This window comes from Cyanobium sp. BA20m-14 (assembly GCF_024346295.1).
In genome coordinates, this window is the sequence record NZ_JAGQCR010000165.1 from 1 (window position 1) to 7,269 (window position 7,269).

Consider the following 7,269-nt stretch of genomic DNA (forward strand, 5'->3'; position numbering starts at 1 on the left):
CAGGTCGTTGATGGCTCCAATCCCCGATGAGTTCTGCCGGGAGTGTAGAGAGTTGATTTTACTGTGCGGAAGTCGCAACAAAACTGCGACAGACCTCAGCGTCGCGCGGCCATCAGGGCGACGAAGCGGGCGAAGTGGTGGTCGGCGTCATGGGGGCCAGGGCTGGCTTCCGGGTGGTATTGGATGCCAAACACCGGAGCATCGACCATTTCCAGGCCCGCCACGGTGTGATCGTTGAGGTTGAAGTGGCTCACCCGCACCCGCCCCGCCGGCAGGGAGCTGGCATCAAGGGCAAAGCCGTGATTCTGGCTAGTGATCTCTACCTGGCTGGTGATCTCTAACTGGCCGGGGCTGCCGCAGGGGTGGTTCAAGCCGCGGTGGCCATAGCCGAGCTTGTAGGTGCGTCCGCCCAGGGCCAGGCCGAGGATCTGGTGGCCCAGGCAGATGCCGAACAGGGGCAGATCGGACTGGGCGATCAGGGCTCGGGCCAGCTCAATGCCGCCGCTGACAGCAGCAGGATCGCCCGGCCCGTTGGAGAGAAACACGCCCTCGGGCTGGTGGCTGAGCACCTGCTCGAGCCGGGCATCGGCGGGCAGCACGGTGACTTCGCAGCCGTGGGCCACCAGCCGCTCAAGGATGGCCCGCTTGATGCCGAAGTCGATCGCCACCACGCGATAGGGGCGCTCTGGGGCAGGTTGCAGGCGCGCATCGAAGGGCACCCCACAGGCCTGCTGCCACTGGTAGGGCTGCTGGGTGGAAACCTGGGCCGCCAGGTTGAGGCCCTGCATCGACGGGGCCCTGCGCACCTGCTCCAGTAACTCCAGGGCCGGGGTGCCATCGCTGCTGATGGCGCCGTTGATTGCCCCGCCCTCGCGCAGGTGGCGCACCAGGGCGCGGGTGTCGACGGCCCGGATTCCCACCACCCCATGGCCGGCCAGCCAGGCTTCCAGCTCCCCCTCGGAGCGCCAGTTGCTGGCCCGGGGTGCCAGCTGGCGGGCAATCACGCCGCGTACATGGGGGCGGTCCGCCTCCTGATCGGCGCCGTTGACGCCGGTGTTGCCCAGCTCGGGGTAGGTGAAGGTCACCAGCTGGCCGCTATAGCTGGGGTCGGTGATCACCTCCTGGTAGCCGGTCATGCCGGTGTTGAACACCACTTCACCGATGGCCGTGCCGCGGGCGGCAAAGGCCTCACCCCGCAACATCGTGCCATCGGCCAGCACCAACAGGGCAGGGGCCTGGCTCAAGGGTTCGATGCAAGTGAAGTGATCATCCCGCAGCTGGCGCGGGCAGGGCCTGGCGCAACCGCTCCAGGGTCTGCCAGCCGCCGCCCGAGGCGAGGGCCGCCTGGGCCTGCTCCAGCCCCTCCGTCACGCTGGCGGCCCGGCCGGCGGCCCAGAGCACCAGCGCCGTATTAAGGGCCACGACGTCGCTCTGGGCCCGGCTGCCCCGACCCTGCAGCACGGCCTCGAGAATGGCCCGGTTGGTGGCCAGATCGCCCCCGGCCAGGGCCGCCAGGGGGGCCCGCTGCAGGCCCAGCTGCTCTGGATCGAGCTGGTCGCTGCGCACTGCGCCTGCCTCCACCAGCCGCAACTCGTTGATGCCGGCCAGGGAGGCCTCATCCAATCCCCCCTGGCCGTACACCACCACCGCCCGCTGCAGGCCGAGCCGGGCCAGGGCATCGGCCATGGGATCGAGCAGGTCGGCCCTGGCCACGCCCAGCACCTGGGCATCGGGCCGCAGCGGATTGACCAGGGGACCCAGCAGGTTGAAAACCGTGCGCACGCCCAGGCTGCGGCGCAGGGGTGCCAGACCCACCAGGGCCGGATGCCAGCCAGGGGCGAACAGAAAGGTGAGGCCGGCCTGGGCCAAGGCGCCAATCACCTGGGCTTGGGGAGCCTGCAAATGGATGCCGGCGGCCTCGAGCACATCGGCCGAGCCCACCCGGCCACTGGCGCTGCGGTTGCCGTGTTTGGCCACATGGGCGCCGCAGGCGGCCGCCACAAAGGCCACGGCCGTGGAAATGTTGAAACTGTCCGCCCCGTCGCCGCCGGTGCCGCAGGTGTCGACCAGGGGCAGGGCCGGCCGGGCCGCCGGGAGGTCACAGGCCTGCCGCAACACCTGGGCCATGGCGGCCAGTTCCTCGCCGCTAGCCCCCTTGGCCCGCAGGGCAGCCAGCAGGGCGCCGGTGAGCACCGGATCGATCTGCTCGGTCAGCCAGCCCTGCATGAGGCCGGTGGCCTCGGCGGAGCTGAGCGACTGCCCGTTCAGCAGTTGCTCCAGCAGGACTGGCCAGGGTTGGGCGGGTGCCATCGAGTGCGGCCAGAAAAAAGCCCGGGTGCAATGCACGCCGGGCCGGGTGATGGGGACCCTCCCACTATCACCCGAAGAGGGCGAAATTGGCGATGCCCCAGGGCAATTTCATCTAGGTCTGCTCCTGGTCTGCGGTGTCGAAACTCGAACCAACCGCCCCACTGGCGCCGGAAGTGGCCGTGGGTGCGGGCCGAAAACCCGCCTCCCAGATGGCCCTGGTGCGGCTGTGCAGTTGCTGGCGGCTGAGGCCCCAGAGCCGCAGGGCCTTGGCTAGATCGGCGCTGAGATCATGGGCGCCGGGAAAGTTCTCGTAGCGCATCAGCAACCGCGCCGCATCCACAAGGTGGGCATCGGCGGGTTGCTCGGCCGCCAGCAGGCGATCCACCACATCCCTGTCGGTGGCATAGAGGGGATGGCTCTGGTCGTTGCTGCTGGGTTCCATCAGGGCGAAGCAGGCCCGCCCAGCCTGCCGCAAAAGCAGCTGCCTAGGTTGGGCCCACCTGTGCACCTGGCCCCTGATGGGAGCCCTTCGGCTGGACCTGATCCGGCGCTACCTGCGCCCCCATCGCCGCCAGGTGCTGCAGGGCGCAGCGGCCCTGGTGGTGGTGAACCTGTTGAGCGTCTCGATACCACTGCTGGTGCGGCGGGTGATCGATGACCTGCAGGACGGCTTCGCCCTGGGGGATGTGCTGGCCCAGGCGGCCCTGATCGTCGCCCTGGCCAGCGTGATGGGGGCGGTGCGGCTCTACTCGCGCATGCTGGTTTTCGGCGTGGGCCGGCAGGTGGAGGCCGACCTCAAGCAGCAGATCTTTGACCACCTGCTGCTGCAGGAACCGGGCTGGGTGCAGACCACCGGCAGTGGCGAGCTGATCAGCCGGGCCACCAGCGATGTGGAAAATGTGCGCCGCCTGATGGGCTTTGCCGTGCTCAGCCTCACCAACACGGTGCTGGCCTATGCCCTCACCCTGCCGGCCATGCTCGCCATCGATCCCTGGCTGAGCCTGGCGGCGGTGGGCCTCTACCCGGTGATGCTCGTGGTGGTGCGCCTGTTCGGCGGCCGGATGATGCGCCAGCAACGCCGCCAGCAGGAGGCCCTGGCCTCGCTCAGCGACCTGATCCAGGAAGACCTTTCCGGCATCAGCGCCATCAAGATATACGGCCAGGAGAGCACGGAGCAGGCCGCCTTCGCCGGCCGCAACCGCACCTATCGGGATGCGGCCCTGAACCTGGCCCGCACCCGCAGCACCCTGTTCCCTTTGCTGGAGGGGATCGCCTCCATCAGCCTGCTGCTGCTGCTCGCCCTGGGCAGCGGCCAGCTGGAGAGCGGGCTGCTGACGATCGGCGACCTGGTCGCCCTGATCCTGTTTGTTGAGCGGCTGGTTTTCCCCACCGCCCTGCTCGGCTTCACCCTCAACACCTTCCAGACAGGCCAGGTGAGCCTCGAGCGGGTGGAGGAGCTGTTGCAGCGCAGGCCGCTGATCGTCTCGCCAGAGCGGCCCCAGGCCCCAGCCCAGCCCGGCCGCGGGGCGGTGCAGGCCCGCGGCCTGACCGTGCGCTATCCAGGGGCGCCCAGGCCGGCACTGGTTGATGTGAGCTTTAGCCTCAAACCCGGCGAGCTGGTGGCGGTGGTCGGCCCGGTGGGCTGCGGCAAAACCACCCTGGCCCGGGCCCTGGGCCGGATGGTGGAGGTGGAGCCAGGCCAGCTCTGGCTCGATGGGGTCGATATCACCAGGCTGGAGCTCTCAGCCCTGCGCGATCGGGTGGGGCTGGTGCCCCAGGAGGGCTACCTGTTCACCGCCTCCCTGGCGGACAACCTGCGCTACGGCAAACCGGAAGCGCCGCTGGAGCAGGTGGAGGAGGCCGCCCGCCAGGCCCGGCTGGAGGGGGATATCAAGGGGTTCCCAGATGGATACCAGACCCTGGTGGGAGAGCGGGGCATCACCCTCAGCGGCGGCCAAAGGCAACGCACGGCCCTGGGCCGGGCCCTGCTGGTGCAAACGCCCCTACTGGTGCTCGACGACGCCCTGGCCAGCGTTGACAACAACACGGCCGCGGCGATCCTCCACAACCTGCGCGACCAGCAGGGGCGCACGATCTTGATGATCAGCCACCAGCTCTCGGCCGCCGCCGCCTGTGACCGGGTGCTGGTGCTGGAGCAGGGACGGCTGGTGCAACAGGGCCCCCACCTCGAGCTGCTGGCCGAGACCGGCGGCACCTACCGGCGCCTCTGGGACCGCCAGCAGGCCAGCGAGCAATTGCAGGCGGCGGGCTGATCTCAATACTTGTTGAGCAGGCCAGAAAAGATCCCAGGCTCCGGCTTAGGTGGGGAGAGAATTCCGCCACCTGCCAGGTCGCCATGGAGCCCGCTGCCCCCTTCCCCGGCCTGCCCTACCGGCTGCGCTGCACCCTGACCTTCGGCGACATCTACGGCCAGATCCTGATCTGGATGCTTGTGATCTTCGCCAGCCTGGCTGCCGGCCTGGCCCTGATGGGGGCCAGCAAGCCAATCTTTGCCCTGGTGGGCGTGGGAGTGATCCTGGTGATGTCGCTGCCCTTCCTGCTATTCGCCTTCACCACCACCCTGCTCAACCACATTGCCCTGGAGCCAGACGCAGCCCCCAAAGGGGCTGCCTAGGCTGAACTGCGATCGCCCTATTGCAAGTGTTCGGCCTGTTTGAGACCGCAATCCCCACCCAGGCAGCCCATGCGGTGCTGGGCACCCCGATTGACGCCCAGCCGGGCCCAGGCCAGAACGTGGCTGTCTTTGGCTGTGGCTGTTTCTGGGGGGCGGAGAAGGGGTTCTGGCGCCTGCCCGGGGTGGTGACAACGGCGGTGGGCTATGCCGGGGGCTCGGCAGATAAGCCCAGCTACAACCAGGTGTGTTCGGGCCGCAGCGGCCACAGCGAGGTGGTGCGGGTGGTGTGGGACACCGCTCTGGTGGATTTCAGCGACCTGCTAAAGCTCTTTTGGGAATGCCACGACCCCACCCAGGGAGATCGGCAGGGGAATGACCGCGGCAGCCAATACCGCTCGGTGATCTATCTGGATGATCCGGCGCTGATGGAGCTGGCCCAGGCCAGCCGCCAGGCCTACCAGCTGCTGTTGAGCGGGGCGGACTTCGGGCCGATCACCACCGAACTGCTCAGCAACCAGACCTTTTGGTATGCGGAGCCCTATCACCAGCAATATCTGGCCAAGCCAGGCAGCCGCCCCTACTGCTCCGCCCAGCCAAGCGGGCTGCGGTTGGGTGCCTTTGAGGGCGCCAGCTACAAGCTGGACCCCCGGGTGTGGAACTCCTACGACTGGTCGGTGGGCCACTGCGTGCTGCGGGGGGACAATGCACCCATCCAGCTGGCCTAGATGATGCCGGTGCTGCCTATGCCCATGCTGCTCCTCTCGCTGCTGTCGATGGGTTCGCCCTGGTGGGAGGACTACGGCATCACGGAGAAATTCCTCTGCCCCAATGAGCGCGCCGTGACCCTGGAGCGCAATGATGCCCAGGCCTCACTGATCGCCGGCCGCTTCCGCTCCACCCTGTTTCGGGAAGACTCAAACCTGCCTGGCCTGCGCTACCACAATGAACAGATGACCGTGATTCTGCGAGGCGATGTGCTCACGATGGAACAGTCGTTTCAGCGGCTGGAATGCCTGCGCACCCAGCAGGTGTGATGCAGGTGCAGCCATGACACCCTGGCCCGATCGGGCAGTAATCCTCGCCCTGCTAATCACGCTGGGGCTGTGTTTTGCCCTGGTGTTCTGGAGTGTGAGGCTCAATCCCCGCCCCGAACCCCAGCTGCAATGGCGAGACCGCCAGGCGCCCCAGGCCATGGTGAAACCGCTGTGACCGGGCCTGAGCAAACGCCACCCCGCCGGATCCACCCCCTGCCACGGGGCCTGGTGGAGCTCTACGGGCTGCTGGCGGTGCTATTTGTGCTGGTGCCGGAATGGATGGCCGGTGGCGCCCTGCTGGGCTTCCGCGCCAACCGCAGGGGATCTGACCTGCCGGCCGCGGCGGCCGTGTGGCAGAAGCTGCCGGAACTGCGCCTGGCCGCCATGGGCCTGGCCGACCTGCGGCTGCTGGCGCTGGAGCAGGGCATCGCTGGCTACGCCGGTTTGGACAGAGAACGGCTCAGCGCCAGGCTGATCCGGCGGTTGAAGCCGCAACAAAAGCCCCAGCAGAAGCCCCGCAAAGCGCTGTGGTAATTTGCATTCGCCGGGGCGTAGCGCAGCTTGGTAGCGCACCACTTTGGGGTAGTGGGGGTCGCAGGTTCAAATCCTGTCGCTCCGATTTCGACATTTCACCGATTACCAAGGTGACCTTCTTCCATGCCGGCTTCCCCAGCCGGTTTTTTTATGCGCCATTCCCGGGCGCTCATGCCGCTTCTGAATCGGCCTTCACCCTCTGCACCTCAAAAGCCAGGGCCTGGGCCTGGCGCTCGCTTAGTCGACGACTCCAGGCACCTCGCACCGGTTCATTCCAGCGAAAGCCTGCCTGTTTGGCCTTATGCCGTTCGGCATAGGGAAGATTTGCCCGATAGAGCAGCTTCGGCTCCGTAGCTGCAGCCAGTAGGCCTTCGAGGTTGTCGCAGCGCTCCAACACCTGAACTAGGTAAGTGCAATCGGTAAGGGCCCGATGGGCAGCCCACACCGGCACCCCGTAGGCCAAGGCCAGATCGCGCACCGAAGGGGACGTCCTCAGGTGTCGCTCAGGCGGCCACTCGATATCGTCCATCGAGCAGATCCATGGCTTGTCAATAGCCGGCAGCGGTCCCAGCCCAAACCACTTGGCATCAAAGGCTGCGTTGTGGGCGAGCACCGCATCGGCCCCGGCGAGCAGGGCAAGGAAATGCTGGAGGCCGGCCTGCCAGGGCTGGGAAAGTCTGGTCACTTCTGCAGCAATGCCATTGACATGTTCCGCCGGGTTGGCAGCAGCTGGCAAAAGAAAGGAAACCTGGCTCA

General features: G+C 67.4%; 10 protein-coding genes and 1 tRNA gene. 7 read left to right on the plus strand and 4 right to left on the minus strand.

The genetic code is table 11. The features are described 5' to 3' along the window. Positions 1-95: 95 nt before the first annotated feature. The 3 genes from carA to KBZ07_RS13730 all read right to left on the minus strand — a co-directional run bounded on the left by carA (position 96) and on the right by KBZ07_RS13730 (position 2,752). Positions 96-1,244 carry a glutamine-hydrolyzing carbamoyl-phosphate synthase small subunit gene (gene carA / locus KBZ07_RS13720; protein ID WP_254932138.1) on the minus strand — a complete coding sequence of 383 codons (1,149 nt, stop codon included), beginning with the start codon at positions 1,242-1,244 and terminating at the stop codon, positions 96-98. A 22-nt stretch (positions 1,245-1,266) separates the two neighbouring features. Next, positions 1,267-2,310, minus strand: coding sequence for an anthranilate phosphoribosyltransferase (gene trpD / locus KBZ07_RS13725; RefSeq protein ID WP_254932139.1), 1,044 nt, complete (start codon positions 2,308-2,310; stop codon positions 1,267-1,269). Between the two features lie 112 nt (positions 2,311-2,422). Beyond that, a complete protein-coding gene (locus tag KBZ07_RS13730; RefSeq protein WP_254932140.1) occupies positions 2,423-2,752 on the minus strand; it encodes a DUF3288 family protein in 330 nt (109 codons plus the stop codon). 76 nt (positions 2,753-2,828) lie between these two features. Here KBZ07_RS13730 and KBZ07_RS13735 point away from each other — a divergent pair, with 76 nt between their 5' ends. The 7 genes from KBZ07_RS13735 (at position 2,829) to KBZ07_RS13765 (ending at position 6,598) form a co-directional block, all read left to right on the plus strand. Next, positions 2,829-4,583 carry an ABC transporter ATP-binding protein gene (locus KBZ07_RS13735; protein ID WP_254932141.1) on the plus strand — a complete coding sequence of 585 codons (1,755 nt, stop codon included), beginning with the start codon at positions 2,829-2,831 and terminating at the stop codon, positions 4,581-4,583. 83 nt (positions 4,584-4,666) lie between these two features. After that, positions 4,667-4,945: a hypothetical protein gene (locus KBZ07_RS13740; RefSeq protein ID WP_254932142.1), complete on the plus strand. Its 279-nt coding sequence runs from the start codon at positions 4,667-4,669 to the stop codon at positions 4,943-4,945. A 26-nt stretch (positions 4,946-4,971) separates the two neighbouring features. Continuing rightward, positions 4,972-5,670, plus strand: a complete 699-nt coding sequence (gene msrA, locus KBZ07_RS13745) for a peptide-methionine (S)-S-oxide reductase MsrA (protein ID WP_396124091.1) — start codon at positions 4,972-4,974, stop codon at positions 5,668-5,670. A gap of 18 nt (positions 5,671-5,688) precedes the next feature. Then, positions 5,689-5,979, plus strand: coding sequence for a hypothetical protein (locus KBZ07_RS13750; protein ID WP_254932144.1), 291 nt, complete (start codon positions 5,689-5,691; stop codon positions 5,977-5,979). A gap of 13 nt (positions 5,980-5,992) precedes the next feature. Continuing rightward, a complete protein-coding gene (locus KBZ07_RS13755) occupies positions 5,993-6,154 on the plus strand; it encodes a hypothetical protein (RefSeq protein ID WP_254932145.1) in 162 nt (53 codons plus the stop codon). Continuing rightward, entirely contained in the window at positions 6,151-6,513 is a 363-nt protein-coding gene (locus tag KBZ07_RS13760; protein ID WP_254932146.1) for a hypothetical protein, read from the plus strand. The genes KBZ07_RS13755 and KBZ07_RS13760 overlap by 4 nt, the downstream gene beginning before the upstream one ends. 11 nt (positions 6,514-6,524) lie before the next feature. Then, positions 6,525-6,598, plus strand: a tRNA-Pro gene (locus KBZ07_RS13765). Positions 6,599-6,682: 84 nt separating this feature from the next. Here KBZ07_RS13765 and KBZ07_RS13770 read toward each other — a convergent pair. Beyond that, a partial coding sequence (locus tag KBZ07_RS13770; RefSeq protein WP_254932147.1) for a 3'-5' exonuclease occupies positions 6,683-7,269 on the minus strand: 587 nt, incomplete at its 5' end.